The organism is Deltaproteobacteria bacterium CG11_big_fil_rev_8_21_14_0_20_42_23, from assembly GCA_002796345.1.
GTDB lineage: Bacteria > UBA10199 > UBA10199 > 2-02-FULL-44-16 > 2-02-FULL-44-16 > 1-14-0-20-42-23.
The window spans coordinates 1-22,165 of record PCXC01000046.1 but is presented as its reverse complement, the minus strand read 5'-3'; the positions used below and the strand labels follow the sequence as shown (position 1 = coordinate 22,165).

Annotated in this window: 17 protein-coding genes; 8 read left to right on the top strand and 9 right to left on the bottom strand. The window is 42.5% G+C overall.

Annotation, left to right across the window (positions count from 1 at the left end; genetic code table 11):
* Position 1 precedes the first annotated feature (1 nt).
* From COV43_05995 to COV43_05970, 6 genes are all read right to left on the bottom strand, one after another.
* Positions 2-1,117, bottom strand: coding sequence for a glutamate 5-kinase (locus COV43_05995; protein PIR25297.1), 1,116 nt, complete (start codon positions 1,115-1,117; stop codon positions 2-4).
* Positions 1,118-1,180: 63 nt separating this feature from the next.
* Positions 1,181-2,314 carry a hypothetical protein gene (locus tag COV43_05990; GenBank protein ID PIR25296.1) on the bottom strand — a complete coding sequence of 378 codons (1,134 nt, stop codon included), beginning with the start codon at positions 2,312-2,314 and terminating at the stop codon, positions 1,181-1,183.
* A gap of 52 nt (positions 2,315-2,366) precedes the next feature.
* On the bottom strand, positions 2,367-3,353 hold the full coding sequence (locus tag COV43_05985; GenBank protein PIR25295.1) for a hypothetical protein: 987 nt from the start codon (positions 3,351-3,353) through the stop codon (positions 2,367-2,369).
* Between the two features lie 12 nt (positions 3,354-3,365).
* On the bottom strand, positions 3,366-4,490 hold the full coding sequence (locus COV43_05980) for a hypothetical protein (GenBank protein PIR25294.1): 1,125 nt from the start codon (positions 4,488-4,490) through the stop codon (positions 3,366-3,368).
* Positions 4,491-4,617: 127 nt separating this feature from the next.
* On the bottom strand, positions 4,618-5,184 hold the full coding sequence (locus tag COV43_05975; GenBank protein ID PIR25293.1) for a hypothetical protein: 567 nt from the start codon (positions 5,182-5,184) through the stop codon (positions 4,618-4,620).
* Positions 5,181-5,918: a hypothetical protein gene (locus tag COV43_05970; protein ID PIR25292.1), complete on the bottom strand. Its 738-nt coding sequence runs from the start codon at positions 5,916-5,918 to the stop codon at positions 5,181-5,183. The genes COV43_05975 and COV43_05970 overlap by 4 nt, the downstream gene beginning before the upstream one ends.
* Before the next feature lie 82 nt (positions 5,919-6,000).
* Between COV43_05970 and COV43_05965 the strand changes: the two genes are divergently transcribed.
* The 5 genes from COV43_05965 (at position 6,001) to COV43_05945 (ending at position 14,609) form a co-directional block, all read left to right on the top strand.
* Complete coding sequence (locus COV43_05965) at positions 6,001-7,191, top strand: aminoglycoside phosphotransferase (GenBank protein PIR25291.1); 1,191 nt, start codon at positions 6,001-6,003, stop codon at positions 7,189-7,191.
* 72 nt (positions 7,192-7,263) lie between these two features.
* Positions 7,264-8,322 carry a hypothetical protein gene (locus COV43_05960; protein ID PIR25290.1) on the top strand — a complete coding sequence of 353 codons (1,059 nt, stop codon included), beginning with the start codon at positions 7,264-7,266 and terminating at the stop codon, positions 8,320-8,322.
* Positions 8,312-9,001 carry a hypothetical protein gene (locus COV43_05955; protein ID PIR25289.1) on the top strand — a complete coding sequence of 230 codons (690 nt, stop codon included), beginning with the start codon at positions 8,312-8,314 and terminating at the stop codon, positions 8,999-9,001. The genes COV43_05960 and COV43_05955 overlap by 11 nt, the downstream gene beginning before the upstream one ends.
* Positions 9,002-9,076: 75 nt before the next feature.
* Positions 9,077-11,089, top strand: coding sequence for a hypothetical protein (locus tag COV43_05950; GenBank protein ID PIR25288.1), 2,013 nt, complete (start codon positions 9,077-9,079; stop codon positions 11,087-11,089).
* A gap of 133 nt (positions 11,090-11,222) precedes the next feature.
* On the top strand, positions 11,223-14,609 hold the full coding sequence (locus tag COV43_05945) for a hypothetical protein (protein ID PIR25287.1): 3,387 nt from the start codon (positions 11,223-11,225) through the stop codon (positions 14,607-14,609).
* 1 nt (position 14,610) lies between these two features.
* On the opposite strand, the gene COV43_05940 is transcribed toward COV43_05945, so the two are convergent.
* Genes COV43_05940 through COV43_05930 form a run of 3 tightly spaced genes read right to left on the bottom strand, consistent with a single transcriptional unit; the run spans position 14,611 to position 17,548 of the window.
* Positions 14,611-15,540 carry a hypothetical protein gene (locus COV43_05940; GenBank protein ID PIR25286.1) on the bottom strand — a complete coding sequence of 310 codons (930 nt, stop codon included), beginning with the start codon at positions 15,538-15,540 and terminating at the stop codon, positions 14,611-14,613.
* Positions 15,541-15,552: 12 nt separating this feature from the next.
* Positions 15,553-16,023: a hypothetical protein gene (locus COV43_05935; protein ID PIR25285.1), complete on the bottom strand. Its 471-nt coding sequence runs from the start codon at positions 16,021-16,023 to the stop codon at positions 15,553-15,555.
* Position 16,024: 1 nt separating this feature from the next.
* A complete protein-coding gene (locus tag COV43_05930) occupies positions 16,025-17,548 on the bottom strand; it encodes a hypothetical protein (GenBank protein PIR25284.1) in 1,524 nt (507 codons plus the stop codon).
* Between the two features lie 195 nt (positions 17,549-17,743).
* Between COV43_05930 and COV43_05925 the strand changes: the two genes are divergently transcribed.
* The 3 genes from COV43_05925 (at position 17,744) to COV43_05915 (ending at position 21,908) form a co-directional block, all read left to right on the top strand.
* Positions 17,744-18,916, top strand: coding sequence for an acyl-CoA dehydrogenase (locus COV43_05925; GenBank protein PIR25283.1), 1,173 nt, complete (start codon positions 17,744-17,746; stop codon positions 18,914-18,916).
* 16 nt (positions 18,917-18,932) lie between these two features.
* Positions 18,933-20,249 carry an L-lysine 6-transaminase gene (locus COV43_05920; GenBank protein PIR25282.1) on the top strand — a complete coding sequence of 439 codons (1,317 nt, stop codon included), beginning with the start codon at positions 18,933-18,935 and terminating at the stop codon, positions 20,247-20,249.
* Between the two features lie 120 nt (positions 20,250-20,369).
* Positions 20,370-21,908 carry an aldehyde dehydrogenase family protein gene (locus COV43_05915; GenBank protein PIR25281.1) on the top strand — a complete coding sequence of 513 codons (1,539 nt, stop codon included), beginning with the start codon at positions 20,370-20,372 and terminating at the stop codon, positions 21,906-21,908.
* Positions 21,909-22,165 lie beyond the last annotated feature (257 nt).

Below are 22,165 nucleotides of genomic sequence, written 5' to 3'. Positions count from 1 at the left end.
CCTAAATTAAAACTAAATCGTCTCGGTGAATAACTTCTGTTTTTCCTTGTTTTTCTTCTTTTGAAATGGAGCTTGTTTTTTTCCCTTTGAGCCGCTCTAATTCTGCAGCGGAATAATTACATAATCCCTTTGCAAGCAGCTCTCCATCTGTATTTGCGACAAATACCACATCACCAGATGAGAAATACCCGTCCACTTTGCTAACACCTGCTGGCAGCAAACTTTTTCCTTTTTGGGTAATTGCCACATGCGCTCCTGCATCAACAATAATTTTCCCGACAGGATTTGCGTGAAAAATAAGCCATTGTTTTTTTCTGCTTGCTGCTGAAGTTTTTGGCCCAGAAAAATAAGTCCCTTCGCCTTTACCCAACAGAATTTCTAGAAGATGTGTTTTCTTTTTGTGATGTCCACTTCCAATATACGTTTTTACTCCAAGTGAACTTGCTGTTTTTGCTGCGGACAATTTTGAAAGCATCCCACCGCTTCCAAGCGTTGACCCACCTTCTTTTGCAGCTGAGAGCAGTTTTTCATCAACCGTTTCAATGGAAGAAATGAGCTTCGCATCTTTGTGCGTTTTGGGATTGTTATCGTACACACCAAGCACATCTGAAAAAATAATCAGTGAATCCGCATGCACCATGCCAGCAACTAAAGCGGCAAGTTGATCGTTATCACCAAAGGTGAGTTCTTTCACCGCAACGGTATCGTTTTCGTTGATGATGGGAATTATTTTTTTCTTCAGCAAAAGTTCTAAGGTGCCGAGCGCATTGTGATACGAAGTTCGAAGCGCAATATCACTTCGCGTGAGCAAGACTTGCGCGACACTCATTTTATATTTTTGAAAAGCCTGCGAATAGGCGTGAATTAATTTACCTTGGCCAACGGCCGCACTTGCTTGTCTAGCCTCAATGGCTTTTGGCCTACTGGAAAAGCCAAGCTGGGAAAAGCCCGCCGCAACTGCACCAGAGGACACCAAGATAATTTCATGACCTTGCTGTTTTGCCTTGGCGATTACTTCCACATGCTGCAGAAGCCGCTTACGAGAGAGCTCACCATTGCTGCTAGCAAGTAAGCTACTTCCAATTTTGACGACAATACGTTTTGATTTTCCTGGCATGAAAAAGCCTCCCATGAAGTGCGTTCATGCAAGGCTTAAGGTGAAAGGTCAAGTGAACTTAGATCAATACCTTTTTCTACCCATAGTATACTCAATATCCAATTTTTGTTCGTTTACATCAAGAATAGGACGAAAACGAAGATCTAATTTGCCATTAAGCTCTTCCTCAAGGGGAAAAAGAACTCGATACACCATCCCGTTTAGCTTCACTTTTCCCTCTTTATCCATGGATACATTCAATGCGCTTTCAAGCGGAAGATAATTACCGCGCCATTTTAAAGAAGGCACACCTCTTCTTCCATTTCTTCCATGATGAAGCACAGCATTTACTTGATCTTCATCAGCATCTCGGTAAACGGCGGCGCCCACAGTAGCTAGCCACTCATCCCAAAGTGTTTTTTCATCATAACTGGCGTCTCTTTGAATGCCGAGTGACAAGATATTCCCAAAAGGATGGAGAAAAATCTGAAGATCACCAGAGTCCCACCATCGATCACTGTAAACTGCCGCTGTATAACGAAGTCTTTCTTCAAAGAGAAGGGCTGCACCTCGCGCAAGCAGCAGATGGCGCACAGGATCTGCTTCATTTAAGAGAGGAAACTTCAATCGAAAATGATGGTGTGTTAAAGAAGATTTTTCATAATCCAAAATGGGATCAAATTCTTGTACTCCGAAGTCACGACTTCCAGCATCGCGAAGTTGATCCAAATACGCTGCAAGCGATGTGGTGAAAATATCTCCCTGCTTGAACATATTATTTTTAAAAAATTTCGTCGGTTGTGGAACAAAACCTGCGGCAAGCAAGACCGATAGCAAGTTGTACATTATTCCATGCGCTTGACTACGATGAATGAAAAAATCTAAGACATCATGATCGTCACAACGAACTCTCTCCGCCGAGACTTTCGGAAAATCAGGAAACGCAACATTTTGCTGGCGATATCCTAATGAAGAAAGGAGAAAGGGATTAAAAAGAGTATATGTTCCACTACCCAAGTTCATAATATTATTTGCAACTTTTGTTCTTTGAAGAAGTTTAGAACCAAAACCAGAAGGAATACCGTCTGAATACCGAGCTATCCTTACTCCCTTAACTTGCCATACGGGCCGTGAAGGAAGTGTGTCCGAGAAGGTGGGATCTGCAAGTGGCGGCGCTTTAAAAAAAGCCCCAGCCTGATGTGGATTAATAAATCTCATTTTCTTTCTCGTTTCTTATATAAGTGCACTGCTCATTTCTTTTAAAAACATTTTATTCAGCTCCTGCTACTCTCGGAGTATAACTTAATCCACCCGAAACATGAGCATCACCAAAATCAAAGACTGCGTTTACATCGTGCATAGCACCGCTTGTTTTAAGAGGAAGAAATACTCTGTGAAGTGTTTCTAGCAGTTCGCCTTTATTTCCCAACACCAGAGAAGTTTCTGGAACGAAATCATCTCCATTCACATTAAACAACAATCTTGCACCCCATATGCGCTGAAGCACAGCTGGCGTTACTTGAAGCTCTGTTCTCACTTCACCGTTCCACCATCTTTCCCAACGCGCTTGAGCTGCTTCACTTGCTGTAGCTGTTGCAACTACGGCTAGCATATTTGCATGAGCTAAAAACTGCAGACTGCATTGAGCGGGGTCATGATCAGCAACAGCAGCTTCCACCTCATAGTCAAAATGAAGGTTGAAGAGATCGCCAGCACCTTGTGCAAAATAATGATGCGCCACTCCACCTACTTGATACGGATGATGAAAGGCAAAGCGTAATGAAAGAAATGTTTCGTCACCTTTTCTTTTCAGAGTAAGTCGAGGGTAATGCATGAATGGTTCAGGATAATCTGGATAAACAGCCATAGCTTCGCTTAGTAAACGCTCTGCATCGGCTTTTACCTGCTCTGGAACATGAGCTATCTTTTTTGGAAAATGTGGATAAATCTCTGCCGCCATCAACGACGAAAGCACAGCCAAAAGCACTTTCTTTTCAGCAGATCTCTGCACACGAAACTGAAGCAGATGATCTTTCTCTCCTGGTGTAGAAGTACGCACAATAGATCTTCTTCCCAAAACTGAATGGCCCGGCAAACCCACATCACACCAGCTTCCTCTTGGCATGAGAGCTATAGCTGCCGGAGATAAGACAGCATCTGTTGGTAAGTGAGAAGAAGAAAAAGTAGTTCTTGCGTCTCCAAATAACGGCGCTGCGCAAGTGGCAAACGGAATAGTGGCTTGGCTAATGAGTTGCATATGTTTCCTCGTTTATCTTTGTGCGCGTTGACGCGCTTGAAGGGAATATCGTCCATTGCGGCTGATTGTTGCAGCGCCTAAAGCGAAGTCTAGTTTAAATTCGTTACCAGCAGCTCTCTCCACAGCAAGGAGTGGGAATAAGCCGCGGTGAACTGTGCCAAGCCATTCACCCCGAGCGCCCTTCACAAAAGCTGAATCAACATGCAGTGCAGCATTGTGGTTCATCAGAAATTTTGCTCCGTCTGGATACACTTGTGCAAACACTGCTTCGTCAACTTCATCCATATCCTCAACAAGCGTTGAAAGTTTTTTTCTTTCAGCATCACTCGCCGCCACAAAAGCTAGTGCTGACAAGACATTGCCGTGAGTGCCATCGAAGTTGAGATAGTCAGCTTCACCACAAACTCCTTCAGTTTTTGAATTCATACTCACGTGATATTGAAAAGCATTATCAAATAAAACGGCTGCACCTTGAGCAAGTAAATGATGAGGATAAATTCCACCTCTTGTAAAAAAATAGCTACTGAGTGGAAACAAAAGTGAAAATGCGGTTCCATTGCGGCCACTAACTATTTCTACGCGAGGATCAAAATCCATCACCGCTCCAGAAGATTGTCTTGTGGGTGAAAAACGAATAGCATTAAGCTCCGCTTTTGCAGCATCTACAAAACCTACATTTCGCGTTTGTTCAAGATTGGGAACGAGATTTACAGCCAGAAGACAGGAAACGAGATTGAAAAAAGCAGCTTGTGCATTTTTAGATTTAACCTGCAAACAGATAAATGGCTCATTTTCTCTTTCTACAAGATTTTTTGTCACTTGAATGGGATTAGTCAATGGATGCCGAGAAACATTTGTCCACTTATCCTTATGCACACCAAAAAATTTTGCAGGATCCAGCAATACAAGAGTGGCATGCCCCCATTGTTGATTTCTACTTTTTGTTAATTGAAGCATACGACCAAGTGCTGTGGAATTGTCTAAAGGGATACCAACTGACGCCAACCTTCTAGCTGGTCCACCAATCCTAAATTCTGGAACCGTAGCCCAGTATGGAGAAAAGAACTGCGGAGCAGCTGAGGCGCCCGCAAGGGGAAGACCAGTGTATCCAGCTGGAAGTGGAGCAATTACTCTCATAGCCTATCTCACTTTTCTAAAATGAAGGGAAGCACCTAGCAAAACTTGAATTTTACGCAAACAAAAAATGCGGGAAATGCTGATGTAGTGTGGTTTTGGTGAGAAAGTCTCCAGAGCTGAAGAAACTCTATTTTTCGAAATATATCTTTACATCCAAGGCCTTTGCTAATTTCAAAAAGCTTGAAAGTCGAACATCCCCTCCCGCTTTTGCATTGTGAATGGCCATTTGCGAAAGCCCCGTTTTCTCAGAAAGCTCACGAAACGTAGTATCTTTTTCTGACATGACGAAGAAAAAATAATCCATGATCTGCTGAACGTTTTGCACTTCAGTCTTCGCATGCTTATGAGACAACAAGCCCATTTGCTGGGCAAATTGTTGGTACACAACATTTCCTTCCGCAAGACTTTGAATATTTTTTATTTGCAAACGAGAAAGCAACAAAAAACTCGTAAGGCTTGATAAAGCTTCTTCATGTTCAAAATTAATTTTTAAAAGATTTTTTTTCTTATCCCATTTTACGAAAGAAAGTTTACAGAGAAGAGCTAAGTACTCATCTTTAGTCTTCGTTTTTTCTAAATGAACATAACATTCTCCAGAGTGTCTATCTATTGCCCAATCAAGCACTTTTGTTTTAATTGAAAGCTGCAAAGCATTCACAAACGCTTCAAGCCCTTCTTTAGAAAACGACTTCATCTTTTTCTCCCGCGATAAAGTGCAATAACGTCTGATATTGATTTTACAGTGCTTAGCTGTTCATATCGTTTTACGAGAGTTTTTCCCTCTTCGGCATTACGCAGTGGAACAAGCTTTTGCAATTCTTTGGTATTCAAAGATTTCAACATTCTTTTTGCCAGTACTTCCATTTTCTTCGTGAGCATCTCCTGATTTGAAGCTTCAAAAAGTTTAAGATAATCGGGCATGCTTCCATCAAAAATTAAAAAAGCGTGCGCAGAATCAATAAGTAAAATTTCTTTGTCGGAAAAATTGTACAAATAATTTGCGTCGTGCCTATCAATTTGACCCGTCAGATAATCGAAGAGTGCACATTCAAAAACATTTTCTGCTTTAAACGTAAGCTTTCCCTGCTCTGTCATAAATGTATTAGCATCAGGATAATCAAGCCAGCGTTGAACTGTTGTAGACTCATTTAGCAAAATAAGTTCGGGAACATTTAGTTTCATTTCTTGAGCCAACAAAAAGGCCCAATACTCACGTTCAGCTAAAGTTCCTGAAACTATATCAATTTTGCATTCTTCGTGATTTCGTTTTGAAACTTCTTTGAGAAAAAGTTTTCCTATTTTCGTTTGATACAATTTTTGAACTGCAGTTTGTCCTCGTGATGGATAATGTTTCATCGCCAAGGGAAGTTCATATCCCTCTTGAAGCAGCTGTTGAATATTCATATTTTTGAGATGTTGAATTGCCATGACTAAACCATACTTTATAAAGTATAGTTTATCAAGTATAGTTTATTATTTTTTAAGCATTTGATTTTAAACGTTATTTAACATGCTTCACCAACAACATGCAAAGATGACAAGCTTTTCCCTATCGCACTATTGTTCCATTGAACTATTGCACTATTCCCCTATTGCTCCATCACGCATCACTTCTCGCAAGCGCTTGCCTTCTCTTCCAACAAACCCTATAAGCCTCGCTTCACGAGTGAGGAAATTCATGCACAAGGCCTTTACTGAACTGCTGCTCAAAGCTGGCATCAACTCTCAACTAAAATCTGTTACCGATCTCCACGCGCATGCTTCATACCGAAGCTATCATCGTCTTTTTACCGAAGACGGCAAAAGCTTTGTGGTGATGAAAATGCCAGAGGGCAAAGCTTCGGCTTCGGAAGAAATTACTAACTTTGCTGGCGTAAAAAATGAACTTTCGTTTTTAAATGTGCAGCGTTTTCTTGAAGCACACAATGTTCCCGTTCCCAAAGTGTTTGCTACAAACGATCACCAATCTCTTCTCTTGTTGGAAGACATTGGAAGCGACGAACTTTTTCAGCATGTGATAGGGGCAAACGAAGAAGAACGTGAAAAGTGGTATGCAAAAGCCTTGCAGCTTTTAATTTCACTGCAAGAGCACACACAGCAAAGTGAAGCCACATCTTGCTATGCGCTGCAACGATCTTTTGATGCTGAACTTTTACAATGGGAATGCGATCACTTTTTGGAATTTGCTTTGGAAGCACGCGGAGTACGTGTTTCGGCTGAAGCAAAAAATATTTTTCACGCACAAACAAAAAAACTTACTGAAGCTATCATCAAAACGCCTTACACTTTCACGCATCGCGATTTTCAAAGCCGCAACCTCATGGTGCGAAGTAACGGCGAACTCGTGCTCATCGATTTTCAAGATGCATTGATGGGTCCTCGTGTTTACGATTTGGTAGCTCTCACGCGAGATTCCTACATCACCCTTTCGGATGCGCTGGTGGAAAAACTCATCAGCACTTTTGCTCAAGCAAGAAAATGGAACGAAGCTGAAATCAAACGCGAATACTTGCTGGTCACCTTGCAGCGAAAGCTGAAAGACACCGGCCGCTTCGTGTACATCGACCAAGTAAAAGGCAACCCCAGCTTCTTGCAGCACATCCCGCGCTCTCTTGGCTATATCAAGTGGGCATTGGAACAACTTCCAGAATATGCAGATTTATATAAAATGTTGAAGCAGCATGTTCCAGAGTGGAAATAAGCGTTTATGGTATATTTTTTGGTATAATTTATGGCTTGACGAGAATATATGGCATAATTTATAGTATATTTTATGGATATTCTCCTCACCAGCAAGCTCAACCCAGAAGTACTAAACCTCCTTCAGCACATTGAACGTTTTCAGGAAAACTGGAATTTTCAAGCTCACCTAAGCCCAGATTTCTATGCCGATCTCAAAAAAACAAGTATCATTACTTCAGCTGGAGCTTCAACTCGTATCGAAGGGTCAACGCTCACTGATGATGAAATTAAAGAACGACTCAACGGTTTAAAAATTCAAAAAATCACAAGTAGAGATGAAGCAGAAGTGGCTGGCTATATTGATTGTAAAGAATATATTTTGGAGCATTACGAAGAACTTGAAATTTCTGAACACACAATTCGTTCACTTCATCAAATGATGATGCAATATCTCTCGGAAGATCTTTTTCCTCGCAATCAAAAAGGCGCTTATAAAAACATTACAAACTCTGTTGTAAAAATTGACCACAGCACTGGTACACAAGAAATTGTATTTGAAACAACACCTCCAGGTCCTCAAACTGAAGTTGCCATGTTGAATTTAGTGCAAAATTTTAAAAACTTTATTTCTGACAAGCAATACTCAGCATTGGAAATCATCGCAGCATTCATTGTGCAATTCCTTGCCATTCATCCTTTTCGAGATGGAAATGGTCGAATCAGCAGGCTCCTTACAGATCTTTGTCTCCTTAAACATGGATATACCTTTTGCATGTACTCTTCCCATGAAAAAGTTATTGAAGACACGAAAACTCAATATTATGTTGCGCTTCGACAAACCCAAGAGAGCTTTACAAAAAATGTTGATATCAACCCTTGGTTTTTTTACTTTTTAAAAACTCTTAAAAAACAAACTGAGTATCTTCAAAACAAAGCTACTCCTATTTCTGCTGGCACTCTTACAAAAAAAGAAAATATTGTTTTAGAACTCATTCAAAAGCACCAACCTGTAAGCATTGGTTTTTTAGAAAGGCAAAGCAAAATAAATCGAGCAACTTTAAAAGCAATTCTTACAAGATTAAAACAAAGCAACACCATCAAAATGGAAGGTGAACGAAAAGGAAGCAGGTATTGGATTCATGAACCCTAAAATCACACAAGCCATTTTACTTGCCGCAGGTTTTGGCAACAGGCTCAAACCCTTAACAGAAAAGACTCCCAAGCCATTGCTTCCATTTCGAGATGGAAAAATTATTGATGCGGCATTGCAGTTACTTGTTGCAGCAAATATTTCAAAAACGGTTGTGAACTTGCATTACTTGGGAAATCAGATTCAAGACTACCTCGAACACAAAACAAACTTGCCCTTTGAAATTCTCTTTTCACCTGAAGCGAATATTTTAGGAACTGGCGGCGGAATAAAACAAGCTGCAAGCTTGCTGAAGAGTGAACCAGTTCTATGCCTCAACAGCGACATCATCATCGATATCAAAATCAACACTTTTATCGACTGGCATTTTGAACATGGTTTCGATTCTTCCATGGTTCTTGTTCCGCAAAAGCCCGAATGGAGCTTCACTCCCGTTGATGCAGATCATGATCAACTACAAAGTTTTGGCAGTGGAAAATATGTGTATACCGGCGTACAAATTGTGGGGCCAAAGCTTTTAAAGCTCCTTCCCAAAGCGGGAACAAAATCTTGTCTCATCCGCGATGGCTACCAAAAGGCCATAGATCAACACATTCCTGTTGGCGCCTATATTCACCACGGTTTCTGGAGCGATTTAGGAACGCTTGCGAGGTATGAAGAAGCGCAGAAGAAAAAGTGAATGAGAACTTCACGAAAACATTGACCTCATCAGCATAATTCTCTAAACCCTTCCGAACGCTTGAAATACCTGCGTTTGCCAGCGTTTGATTTTCATTTTTCTCTTTGCAAAAAGGATTGGCACGTGACTGCAAGCTTATTAGCCCCTCATCCTTTTCACCTTCTTGGCCTTCCCATGGTTCTTCGCACTGATGGTGGTGGCAGCCTTACTTGCGGGCAACATCGTTTTAGTGTTCAGCCTGGACTAACAGCCTTAAACACTTTTCTTGCCGAAGAAAATCAGCGTCCAATTCCTTTACATGATATCGCCAAAGCTGGATTAAGAGGCATTGATTGGACAACTTCCCGAAATTCACTTTTAGCGAGAGACCTTGCCACACGCGGCCGTCCTGTTTTTCACTTTGATCTTTCACAGGCTGAAGCTGCAGACAGACCGGCACTTCAACATCTCTTTGGCGCTGCTTCATTAATGGATGTGTTTCATCGCCTTCAGGTTGAGCCAAATTTTGTGGAACAATTTCGAGCTATCGTTGATGAAGGAAATCCGTTAGCCATCGCACACTACTGGATGCGTGGCTACTTGGGTGCACTTGAACCAACACAACATGATTCAAGCCAAGTTGCAGCTGCTGTACTTCCAGGCGCAAATCGAACTCCCAACGGTGTTTGGTGGCCGGATCATTTTACTCAAGCTGACATTAATGCTCTTCGAAAAAATCTCAGTGCAGATCTTAAAGCAAAAGTGTTTGCGCCTATGAGTATGCTTGTCGCCGCAAGAGAAGGTGATACTGATGCCTTCCTCCATCAAGATGTTTGGTACAAACCTGCACATTTAGGCTCTCACCCAGATCTTGAACTGCTTGGAAAAATGATGGCTGATAGAATTAATCTTGCTGCCGCAGAACTCTTCAGCACGCACACAGACTTCGCACACATGCTTGCGGGCAGAGCCGAAGCTGTAAGAGGTGCACATTTTTTTGCTGATAGGCATGCCGATGTAGCATGGGTAACTCAGCATCATCCACGCATCAGCTTTGCTGCTGGCCCAGGAGAAAACGCACCAAAATATGGCGATCCTTTTGGAGTAAAATATTCTCACTTTGCTCTTGTTGGATATAGCCCAAGTAAAGCACAAGCTGCCATTGCCCAAAAAATGCTCCAGCTTCGTGAAGCTGCAAATGAACGCCTCGTGGCTTTATGGACAGCAAATGGTGAAGTGGCGCCCTTTCCCACCGGCGTTCGCCCCGGGCCTGAAATTGATATTGTGAATGCTGTATTTCCTTTTGGTCACGCCAACTCAGCCAGTTATGTTGCTTCCGGTTTCACACGACCAAATGCAGATTTGTATGAAGGTAATTTGACAAATGGAGATGTCCAAAACCGTCTCGTCTTACTTGCTCAAATCATGAGGTCGCGAGTAGAAAACCAAGCGTTACCAATGGCGAAAGCTCTTTTCGGTGAAGTCTTTGCTGCAAAACTTGAACGCATGCTCACCGATAATGCCTACACTATTTTTACGCTAGCACATGAACTTGCACACAATGATGGCGTTGATCAAAATGCAAAAATTTCCATCCCAAGTTTTGATGATCCCATCTCAATTGCTGACGCTGTAAACAATATCCGCTTAGTTATGGGATTTGAAGAAGGCAAAGCCGACATCATGGGTGCCAGCCGCTTGTGGTGGTATCATGAACAAGGCGCTTTTGATGAAGCCGACTTGCGAGGCGCACAGGCATTGTATTTGCTGAGTTTACTCCGAAACTTATATATGGACCCACCAGAAATTCATGCAACAGGCGCACGCTATCAGTGGAAGCTTTTAGTGGATGCTGGCGTTGTTGATTTCAGCAACACAGACAATCCTTTCGACTTCGAAAAACTCGAACATGTTCTTCCTGCTTTGGTAAAAGCTTACACAGAACTTTACGGCAGCGGAGACAACGGAAGACTCATGGCACATCATGAGGCTGCCTTGGCACTTTGCAGCTCTGGGGAAGTTGGCGAAGCAAAAGCAAAATTAGAAGCTGATGCTTACCCTAAGATGGATAACCCTCTTCTTGTCCTTGATGGAATAGAAGGGTTTTAACACAGAAAACACTTCTCCAACCCTGCATTAACAGAGAACTTTACCTTTACATTCTAAGACTATTTCTATTTCTTTTTGTATTTCAACAACTTAAACAAAGCAACCAATCTCAACATCTGCCGATAATAGAGGTATGAGTCTACTCGTCGGCGCTCCCATACCACCCTTTTCAGCGGGATCTATTTCCAGTGGATCTCTTCTCGGTGTTACACCCGGCGCAAACTTGGCTTTGGGCTCAAGTATCTTTCTTAAACCTGATGCCTTCACTCCTTCATCAGCTTTCCAAAATGGAAATGTTCCGGATACTTTTTTGGCTCTCACAAAACTAGAGTCAGCAACTCCAGCAGCTGTACAATTTGCAGCTTCAAGAGTTGGAATATCTGCAGCTGAAGTGAGCTACGATGGCTTAAGCTTACAACGCGTGCTTGATGGACTTGAAACAGTAGCAACAGATAAAGGTGTACAGCTTTTAGAAAACATCGGAGCCATGGGAGGCATGTCTCGCTTTAATGAGATTATCAACGAAACTGACGCTGACGGTGAGAGCGAAATCTGGACCAAGTACCCGCTTCTGCTTTACATAGCTGCATCAGCTGAAGATGTGCAAAGTGCAAATGCGCTCAAAGCAAAAGTGCGCGAAGTGAATGCAAAATTCACCACATACACAAATGCAATCAGCAAAAGAGTGAAACGTGGAGCTGCTGGCGAAAAAGCCAGCATTGAAGAAACCTTGCGAGACCATGCGTTCGTTGCCCTCTTTCACAATCCAGATGCTGAAACATCTACCAGCTTAAGAGCAAGTATAGGAAAGTTGGTGTGGCGCTACGAACGTGATCGCATTCCAGGAAGTTGGAACACCGTTGCTAAAAACGCATGGAGATATAATCCAAAAAAATATGAAGCTTGGAGAGAAAAAGTTCAGTATCTTTTTGCCACTTTACCTGAAGAAATGCTCATTTCTGAAGAAGATGGTTACATGTCATTTGGTCAAGTTGAACTGGGAGATTCGCGAGCTCCCATGCTTTCACTTGTTTATCTCGATGTAGCCGAGGTTCATCTCGACCCAAGTGTGAGTGACATTGAAAGAGTAAAAGCTGCTCTTCAACACCACGCAGGAAAAACCATTGGAAAGGTAAGAGATCTTTCCGGTGCATATGCTGAAGGTTTTGAATCTGATGTTGAGAAGAGTGTTCGCTATTCGTTGCACCAGATTGCAGATGTCTCTGCTTTGGAAGATATCACTGCAACATATCTGGAAAGAAGCCTTGCGCGCGAGCGTAACGACTATCTCACTTCAAACTTTTATGCATTTACGATTGGAACCAACGCTGAAGAACTCGCCTCAAAACTTGGCATCAGCGATCTCGCACTAAGCTATGCGTTTTATCACGTGGGCGAAGAAATTGCAGAAGTGTGGAAACACGATCATCTTTTATTTGGTAACTCATTTGGAGAAGTTGGTCTTTCTGATCGAAACAGAGAAACCCTAAAAACTATCATTATACAAGTTCTTGCCTTTCTTAATCTTGAGGATGAACGCGTAAGTGCTGAGCAAAAAATAATTTCTGATGCCTTACGTCTTGAAATTGCAAGATTGTGGAAAAACGATAGTCCCGTAAATAAACGTAAACTCACCTCACTTTTTGGTTTGCTCCTTGAAGTTTCTCTTGGGAAAATGAGCCTCGAAAATTTAGCAGGCCTTTTAATGTATCAAGCTGCCCTCAGAAAAAAATATCACGGCCTTGTAGCTGAAGTTGATTTTTTCACCATTCTCCGAGATGCCTATCTTCAGGGCGCGCGCAGTTCTAGGGGAGCAACAGCAGAAATTAGCTTCATCCAAACCATGGCTGACAAAGGAAATAAAATTATTTCCATTCCTATTTCCACCACTCAAAAACGAGCTGACTTCTTGGTAGTAGATGAAAAAGGTAACACTGATATTTGGGAAGTAAAATCTGTAGCAACCACAGCCGAAGGGATTGATACTACTGCAAGCGATATCGCTTCAAAAATAAGAAGAGCAAATCTGCAAATGCAGGCTACAGCACGCTCCGAAATTATTGGAAGAAATCCAGAAAAATCGCACTTTCGCCTTGCTCTCTTTTTAGATGACAGACTTAAAGAAAACGAAGCTGCATTAAGAGCAAAAGTAGAAAGAGAGACTCGTGAATATGAAAACTTTGGAGAAATTACCTGGACTTTTACTCCACATCAAAACTTAGAAAACTTTAGAGCTTCTCCTCATCAAAGATACACAATAGTTGATGAACCGGAAATTCAATCAGGACCTGCAAAAGTGGAAGATCATACAAAACTCGGTGATGCACTCTTTACAAAAATTTCAAAACTTGAAGCTTTTTCGGAACTCGAGCAAGAAAATGCTCTTCACACAGAAAAAGGAATTCAAGCAGTGCGCACGTGGGCTGATGCTTCAACACTTCGCCTTTTAGAAATGCTTGAAGTGTGGCCACAAGGTATTGCTGAACATGAACTTTACAGGAAAGCATACGACACTGTTGAGCAGCTCAATAACTACGAGAGTGCAATGGCTGAAAATCTTTCGGCAGCTCAACTTGCAAAAAGGATTTTAGAAACTGAAGCTGCTCTCACTGCGATTGAAACCATTAAACAGGAATTACAAGACCTGACTACTTCACGACAACGCTTCTCTCTTTTAGCAGCGCTTCGCGCAGACCGTCACCTAAATGCAAACGTCTACATTGGCGAGCAAAACAGCATGCTTGATGAAGCTTCCAGCTCTAACTTTGATGAGTATGCTCTCCAAGTTCAGCTAGAAGTAGACAAGTACAACGGACAATACGGCATCATTAAAGCTGGCTGGGAAGTAGCCGAAACAATAGAACGTGGTGCACTTTTGAGTAGATTCAGCGCAGAATTTAACCTTTCGCATGGAATCAGAAGCAGACTTTCTAGAACTTATCCTGATCTGGAAATACCTGTCTACTCTGCATTTGCAGCCTTTCTTACACAAGAAGATGGGCTTAACTCAACATCAGCTCAACAACTTGATGATGAAGCCTTAGCTTTCGCCATTTTTAGACTTTCGCAAATCAACATGCAGATGAATCACGTTCATGAAGTGTTACGTGAAACAAACAGAAGCGAAAGACTTACGGACAACCTTTCGCGCCAAAGAACATGGAATGGCGTAGATGAAACGCTTTTAGGATTTTATCAAGCCGAAGCAGACACTGTATTGAATGCGCGTTTTAAATCTGTACCAAACGTTCCTGTAAAAGGAAATATTTTCCCTTATGCCACACATGACAAAACCCTCACCATTGCAATAGTAAGAGCTGTCTTTATAAACAGCATTCTTAAAGACATGAATACTTATTTAGACACTCTAGAAGACGGGCCAAAAAAACAGAAACTTCTAGAAATCAAATCTGAATTAGATGACCAAATTGAAACACAGAGGGGAATTCTCAATCCACAAAACCTCAACGAAGCTCGCGATAAACTTGCCAGATATTTCGAATATGGTGGAGAACTGTAAACTAACCCACAATCAAATCCAAACGCGGGCCCAGTTCGATTTCGATTTTTTTCACCGGATCTTCTGGGAAATCGCCGTCGATAGTATAGTCCATAGCTTCGGGAAATTCTAAAACCATTTTTTTGCAATTGCGATCGATGCAATAATTGTATGGCGATGGTTTTCCCAATAGCGCACGAGGGAAAAGTTTTAAGATTTCTTTTGGCGTAGCCGAAATAGCATTCATCTGAAATTCATCTTCCAGTTTTGCCGCTTGGTACAAGGGCCGGAAGCCAAGTGCTAAACTTTCAATGGTTCCTGCAAAAAGAAAATTATATTTTTTCAGAGGCAGAACTTTTTCATCACACGTAATTTTTGCTTCAAACAATTCACACAGTTTTTTCGCTTCGTGCGTATTAAGCAAAACTCCAAATACATATTTCAATAAGAGCAGAACCGCAGCTACAGAACCTGGACGTTTTTCATACGCTCTCAAAAATCGAGAAACAATTCCCATTCCAAACACAAAGCCGTAAAACTTTTTATTGATGCACAATAAATTTCGTTGCGTCATCTGAAATTCTTTTCCCTCATGATATTTCACAATCACATCGGAAAGAATTTTTTCTGGGCTTCCCCAAATGCCAAGCGTATTAGCCGTGTTGTTCATGGTTCCGCCACGAAGAAAGGCAATTTTTGGAAGTGGTGTTTCTCCATACACTTGCACAAACGTGGAAAGCGTTGCATACAAAGTTCCATCGCCTCCAGAGATGCCTAAAATCTCAATCTCCCGTCGCTTAAACTCATGAGCTAAACGCGCAACATCTTCAATGCTTTGAGTTTCATGACATGAACCTTTATCGCCAACAATAAATCCCAAGCGTTTTGCGCGCTCAGGATTTTTTTTGTTACTTTTTGAATGTGGATTTAAAACAATTCCAATACCAGCCATATTGTTCACTCCTTATTCAGTTTCTTTTCGTGGTGCTCTCTTTTTTCTTCTTCGATATTTCTTTTTTGGTTTAACGTTAGTTTTTTGTGTTTCTGCTGTCACCGTTTGTTCTTCAGGCTTTACTTGTTCTACAGCTTTCCTTTTTTGCCCTCGTATACGAGGTACATCAGGTGCTGTTTTTGCATACTCTAATAATGATGCATATGTTTTCACGTTTTGTGACACTGCATTTTTCTGTTTGGAAGTTTCTTTTACTTTTAACATCAGCTTTGTTTTTGCTGTCAGCACAAAGCGCGTAAGTTCTTCACCAATAATTTCCATGCGAAGCAATGCTACATCTGAAAACTTGTGATCACGCACAAAAGCAACCACTTGTCTCACCGATTCTTCATCTGCAGCCAAAGAAAACGTAAGCGAAAGCGTAACAAGCCCGTCTTCACTAGCTTTCCCGCATGGTGCTATTTTTTTTGATCGTAATATCATTTTATTTTTCTAAACTCGCTTGATCTTGAGAAAGCGTTTCCATTAATGGATTATAGTAAGTTCGTTCTTTTTGAAAAATGCCATCATTGCCAACTGCAGATTGTTGAGAAATGGCATTGGAGAAAATTTTCTCAGACTGCAAGCCTTCAAAAAAACCTTCGCGTTCAAGTTTTTCTAAAAGCTTCAATGTATTCTCAAGCAGCATGTGAGATCTTCGTGCAATTTTTCCGTTGGTGTTTAACGAAAGTTCATCGCCAATACTTTTTGCGCTCTTCAACAAAACATTTGCTTGCTTCAGTGAAAGCAATCTTTCGGCAAGCAAATCGTTTTTTCCTCCAAGCACATGCACACTTTGTTCACTCAAAAGTGCAATGAGATGATAAAGCGCTAAAGTCCAATCGCCAAGCTTGGACTCATTTTTGTGTGGAGGAAAATATAACACTGGGCTGCGCGGAAAAAATTCGCGCAATACTTGCGCATGCGCAATCTCTTGCAAGCTTGAATCTTCTTCGTCCACATCAAGATGCAAACGATGGGAAACTGAGATAGCATCAGCTTCAACGCCAGCCTCTTGAAAAAAAAGCTCGTGCAAAACATGAAACACAAATACTTGCGAAGTAAGCCGCGAGGAACTTGCCTGCGATAGAAAAAGCCTATCGCCTTTACTGGAAAGGTGAATGCCAGCAAGAGTTAAAAGTTTTGCCGAAAACGAGGCATCAATCAAAGTACGCTTCAGGCACAAACCACCCTGCTCCGCAGCATAAAATGGATCCAACACTTGCACATCAACACCAAGCTGCGCAGACAACAAGCTAAATTCTGGAACGCACAACGAACTCGGATCAACACACAAACGAAAATACTTTTGTCGCCGCTCACCTTCCTCATCCAAAAACTTACGAAACGCTTTAAGCCATGAACTGGAAGCCGTTACTTTACTTTGCATCTGCAGAGAAGCAAGTGACGGTTGTCCTTTTTGTATCGGTATTGAAAAAATGTGCGCACCAAGACTCGCCGCTTCTTTACATTCTAGTTCACAACCTTCCGAAGCCAGCTCAGACAGTTCATATTGAAGATGAGGAAATTTTCCGATGGGAAACGCCAGCCGCAACTGTTCGCGATAACGACGTTGCAAACGCAATGTTTCAAGCGTTTCTCGCAAAAGCCGCTCACCATGTGGCTTCAATTCTTGTACTGGATAGCGTGAGATTTTTTTCACATCCAACTTACCAGCCAAAAACAACTTGGCCAACTCTGGAACCGAAACCTTCATCCGCAAACTTGCCGAGAGCATCCAGTTGGCAGCCCCAAAACGAAGCTGATCTCGGGAAAGTGCTGCAACAAAAAGATCTGCGGCCGAGACACCATCCTTCTCACCAGAAAACCCAAGCGCTTCAAGGGTTGCCCGCTCTATTGAAACACTAGAATGATGCTGAATATAGCGAAAAACCGGCGCCAGAACGCGCGACGCGGCCTTTCGGCAACGATCTACTTTATCTCGGTCTAAATTTAACTTGCGATACATAACTTGAACTTTCTTCCTTTAGCTCATCTCCTCGTCACAAAGCGCCGCTTTATCCCACATCCCTCAAAAAAGGCAAAGAAATAACTTTTCTTCCCGTCCTTGAAAAAGAACGCTAAATAGTTCATAATACTGAAGTTCTTTGCCGAAGAAGCTCGTTTTGGGCTTCTTTTCGAGTTTAAGAACAGGGGGAAGTTCATGAGTATCCTCACCTGCCCTGATTATATGGAAATTGGGCCGTTTTTATCCGACCAAGAGCGGATGATTCAAGGCATGGCTCGCGACTTTGTCGTAGAAGAAGTGCTGCCAATCATCGAAAAACATCACCAAAATGCTACTTTTCCTCAAGAATTAGTCAAAAAAATGGGAAATCTTGGTTTTTTAGGTTCAAATTTACCAGAAAAATACGGTTGTGCCGGTTTAGGAGCAGTTGCCTATGGCCTGCTCATGCAAGAATTGGAACGCGGCGATTCCGGAATTCGCAGCTTCTGTTCGGTCCAAGGTGCATTGGTGATGTATCCTCTTTTTGCTTTTGGCAGCGAAGAGCAAAAAATGAAGTGGCTTCCCCTTTTGGCATCCGGCGAAAAAATTGGTTGCTTTGGCCTTACCGAACCCGACTTCGGTTCTAACCCTGGCGGCATGCAAACCAAGTGTCGAAAAAAAGGAAATGCTTGGATTGTTAGCGGCGCAAAAATGTGGATCACCAGCGGAAGCCTGGCAGACATCGCCATCGTGTGGGCCAAAGATGAAGCCGGCGTGGTACAAGGCTTCATCATCGAAAAAGGCATGAAGGGTTTTTCTGCTCCCGAAATGCACGGCAAACTTTCACTTCGCGCCTCCATTACTTCAGAACTTGTGCTTCAAGATGTAGAAGTACCCGAAGCTAATCGCCTTCCAAACACTGCTGGGCTTAAGTCTCCGCTGATGTGTCTCAGTCAAGCGCGCTACGGAATTGCTTGGGGCGCACTGGGTGCAGCCATGGCATGTTACGAATGTGCACTTGAGTATGCAAAAACTCGCATTCAGTTTGATAAGCCTATTGCGGCTTTTCAGCTAACCCAGCAAAAACTCACGCACATGATTACCGAAATTTCAAAAGGCCAGCTGCTTGCTCTTCAACTTGGAAGATTGAAAGAACAAGACAAAGCAAAGTTTCATCACATTTCGATGGGAAAAATGAACAACGTTGCCATCGCGCGCGACATTGCCCGCGAAGCGCGCAGCATCTTAGGCGCCAACGGCATTTTGGACGAGTATCCAGTGATGCGTCACATGATGAACATTGAAAGTGTTTACACGTATGAAGGCACACACGAAATGCACACGTTAATAATCGGTGAAAAAATCACCGGCTTGGAAGCGTATCGGTAACGAAATAGGAGCGTTTATGAAAATAACAGCTCAAAATGTGCATAAGATTTTACGCAAGCATTTGCTTGTTGATGGCTTTGACATCGTGATGGATTTAAAAAAGAGCAAAGGAGTTTGGCTTCACGATCTTAAAAGCGGCAAAAAGTTTTTGGACATGTTTAGTTTTTTTGCATCACTTCCCATAGGTTTTAATCACCCCGATCTTTGCAGTAAATCATTTAAGAAAAAGCTCGCTGATGCAGCGGTAATAAAGGTTTCCAACTCAGATATCTACACACTTCAACTTGCAGAATGTGTTGAAGCTTTTTCGAAACATGCCATTCCAAAACACTTGCCACATCTGTTTTTTATTTCCGGTGGCGCACTTGCTGTTGAAAACGCACTGAAAGCTGCCTTCGATTGGAAAGTGCGAAAAAATTTTGCAAAGGGAATCAAAACCGAACGCGGACACAAAGTGATTCACTTCGAAAAAGCTTTTCACGGACGAAGTGGCTATACGCTTTCACTCACCAACACCGCCGATCCTCGCAAACACATGTACTTTCCAAAGTTCGACTGGCCGCGCATTTCTTCACCTGCCATACACTTCCCGTTGCAGCAAAACCTAAAAACTGTTGAAGCTGCAGAAATGGAAGCCTTGGCCCAAATTGGAAAAGCCATTGCCGATAACCCTGATGACATTGCTTGCATTCTCATCGAGCCCATTCAAGGTGAAGGCGGAGATAGACAATTTCGAAAAGAATTTTTTCAGGCTTTACGGAACATCTGTGATGAACATGACATCATGCTCATTTTTGATGAAGTACAAACAGGCTTTGGCATCACCGGAAAATTTTGGGCATATCAACATTATGGAATTGAGCCGGATATTTTATCCTTTGGGAAAAAATCTCAAGTGTGTGGCATTTTGGGCGGAACAAAACTGCATGAAGTAGAAAAACATGTGTTCTCTGAGGAAAGCCGCATCAACTCTACCTTTGGTGGCAACCTCATTGACATCGTTCGTGTTACAAAAATACTTGAAGTGATTCATCGTGATAAACTTTTGAAGAATGCTGAAAAACTTGGAGCACATCTTTTGCAATCTCTTCACACTTTGGAACACCAGCATAGTTTTTTAAGCAACTCACGCGGCTTGGGCTTAATGTGCGCCATTGATTTTGAAACAACAGAAATGCGAAACAAAGTGCGCGAAAAATGTTACGAAAAAGGCATGATTATTTTGCCATGCGGAGAACGATCACTCCGTTTTCGCCCAACACTTACGGTAACGAAAAAAGAAATTGATTTGGCGTTGAGTATTTTAGCTGATGCATTTAGAGAAGTTGTTTAATCCCTCCCCTTTGATTAAGGGGAGGTTAGGTGGGGTTATTGTTTTTTATACTCAAAGAGCATAACTCCCCCGGCCCCTCTTAATCTAAGAGGGGGGGGGAAGGCACCAAACGGAGCTACCATGAACTATCCATTTCTAAAACAACTTGGCATTCACGAAAAAAATTCTGGCGTTTTCACACAAGATGCTTGGCTGCAAAAACCTTCTGGCAGCGAACTTGTTGCTCACACTCCTATTGATGGATCGCTGATTGCTCATGTGCAGCAAGGTTCTAAACAAGATTTAGAACTCATCACAGAACAAAGCGTTGCAGCTTTTCACAAGTGGCGCATGCTGCCCGCTCCTCAGCGTGGAGAAATTGTTCGCCAGATTGGGAATGCTCTTCGTGAACACAAGCAAGCATTGGGTCAACTGGTCACATTAGAAATGGGAAAAATTCTGCAAGAAGGTTTGGGCGAGGTGCAAGAGATGATCGACATTTGCGATTTTGCCTGCGGACTTTCGCGTCAACTGTATGGCCTCACCATGCACAGCGAGCGGCCGATGCATCGCATGTATGAACAGTGGCATCCGCTTGGGCCAGTTGGAGTAATTACTGCGTTTAATTTTCCTGTTGCGGTATGGGCGTGGAACGCTTGTATTGCAGCAGTTTGCGGAGACACCGTTATTTGGAAACCATCACAAAAAACTCCACTCTGCGCCATTGCTGTGCAAAACATCGTAGAAAAAGTGATGAAAGCACATGGCCACGCTGGCGTGTTCACCATGATTGTGGGCAACAACGAAGATGTGGGCGAAAACCTTATTGCCGATAAACGCATTCCACTTATTTCAGCAACAGGCTCCACACGCATGGGAAGACATGTAGGCGAGGCAGTTGCAAAGCGACTTGGAAAATCTTTGTTGGAGCTTGGTGGCAACAATGCCATCATCATTGCCAAAGATGCCAACTTGGATATGGCGGTGAGAGCAACTTTGTTTGGAGCCGTGGGAACAAGCGGCCAGCGCTGCACTTCCACCAGACGCATCTATGTGGAAAAAGAAATTGAGACTCCATTTATTACTGCATTGCAAAAGGCATATACACACATTCGCATTGGAAATCCTCTTGATGAAAAAAATCTCATGGGTCCGCTTATTGATAATGACGCTGTGAAACAAATGCAAAACGCGTTGATTGAAATAAAAAAAGAAGGCGGAGAAATTCTATATGGAGGAGAAACACTGGATGGCAAAGAGTTTCCGGGAGAATGCTATGTAAAACCATGCATTGTTCACGCAAAGAAAAATATGAAGATTATGCAAGAAGAAACCTTCGCTCCCATTTTATATATCACTCCAGTAAACTCGATTGATGAAGCCGTTTCGTTGCAAAATGATGTGCCACAAGGTTTGTCGTCAGCCATTTTCACCAACAGTTTTTCACATGCCGAAGCTTTTTTAAGCCACAAAGGTTCAGACTGCGGCATTGCAAACGTAAACATTGGCACCAGCGGTGCTGAGATTGGCGGAGCCTTTGGCGGAGAAAAAGACACCGGCGGCGGAAGAGAGTCTGGCTCTGATGCTTGGAAAACCTACATGCGCCGCCAGACCTGTACGCTCAACTGGGGAAACGAACTTCCGTTAGCGCAAGGCATAAAATTTGATTCCGGGAAATGATGTTGAGGTGGATGATGGTGCAATGGGGCAATAGTTCAATAGTGCATTAGAGCAACACCGTCATCCTGAACATCGTGAAGGATCTCCTCTGTCAAAGAGATGAAGGCCTCAAAAGTGCGCTCTCACAAAGGGGAGAATATTTTTCCTGAACTGAAACATCACTACCACTACATAGTCCCCCCTGAAAAACCCTCCATGAGCACATCGAAGTGAGTAATGAGAGTGGTTTACGGTTTGGTGTTGTTGAAAAAAGGGCG